This window comes from Shewanella hafniensis, from assembly GCF_019655335.1.
Lineage (GTDB): Bacteria > Pseudomonadota > Gammaproteobacteria > Enterobacterales > Shewanellaceae > Shewanella > Shewanella hafniensis.
The window spans coordinates 1-1,056 of sequence record NZ_BPFD01000182.1; the positions used below are offsets into that span (position 1 = coordinate 1).

The 1,056-nt window shown below is 48.0% G+C and carries 1 protein-coding gene; it reads right to left on the minus strand.

Annotated elements, in window-relative coordinates; all coding sequences use genetic code 11:
- Window positions 1-13: 13 nt before the first annotated feature.
- A protein-coding gene (locus K5Q99_RS21790; protein ID WP_220778117.1) for an IS630 family transposase occupies window positions 14-1,052 on the minus strand; the annotation gives its coding sequence in 2 pieces (ribosomal slippage) (window positions 14-592 and window positions 594-1,052; 1,038 coding nt in all).
- Window positions 1,053-1,056 lie beyond the last annotated feature (4 nt).

The window sequence follows — 1,056 nt, forward strand, 5'->3', positions numbered from 1 at the left end:
ATACCATTCCGCATTAAAGTTCAGTCACCTTTGCCCATTCCCGAGAGCACATTTTTACCACGCGTTTTGTACAACTGATAAAGCTGTTCCATGCCTGGCTGCAGGCATCCACTATGTCCTCATATCCTTTAAAACAGCGATTGGCGAGATAATGTTGGCGCAGCCAACTCCATACCTGTTCGATGGGGTTTAGTTCTGGGGAATATGGCGGCAGTTTGAGTATAGACAGGTTGGGGATATCAGCAGCAATGTCATTGGTATGCCAACCCGCACCGTCCATTACCACGACAGCATGGCGGCCAGGTTTGGTGCGTTTTGCAATCAGCTCCAAGTGCTGGTGCATGATGTCCTTATTAACGAATGGCGTGATGATGGCTTCAGTTTCTCCTGTTGCAGGACAGACTGCGCCGAAGAGATGCACATATTCAAACTGCTGCTGTCTTAGCGCTCTTGGTCTACTGCCTTTGGGGGCCCAAAGTCGTGTCGTTGTATTTTGCTGGCCGAATCTGGCTTCGTCCTGAAACCAAATATCAATCTGGTGTGCTTGTATATGAATGGGAGCGTGAAGGATCGTTTCCAGAGGAAACTTTTTTAAAAGCGTCCTGTAAGCTCTGAGTTTGTTTTGGATGCCTGGAGCGGCTGGTTATCCAACAGAATCCCATGCTCTTTAGTAACTTGTAGATGTGATTGGGATGGTACTCGACATGAAACTCACTCGAGATGTATTGCTGGATGTCGGCCCCAGTGAGTCTGCCGCCCTCATCTGATTGTGCTTTGAACTCAATGTATCTGGCGAGTCTCCTTTTTTGCTCATTTGACAATGACGGCTTCTTCCCTAGGCGTGGTTTATCTTCAAGTCCTGCCAGTCCTTGCCCAAGATAGCTGGAGACCCATAAGTTGACGCTAGATCTGGCCACCTTCAACTGGCTTGCCACCTGAGTGCGGTTATGGCATTGCAAAAATAGCGATACAGCGAGCAATCGCATGCGCTTATGCGGATTTTTTTCTCTTTTGGAGAGGCTAAGCAGACTTTCAGCAGTTTCAGGTTTCATAATC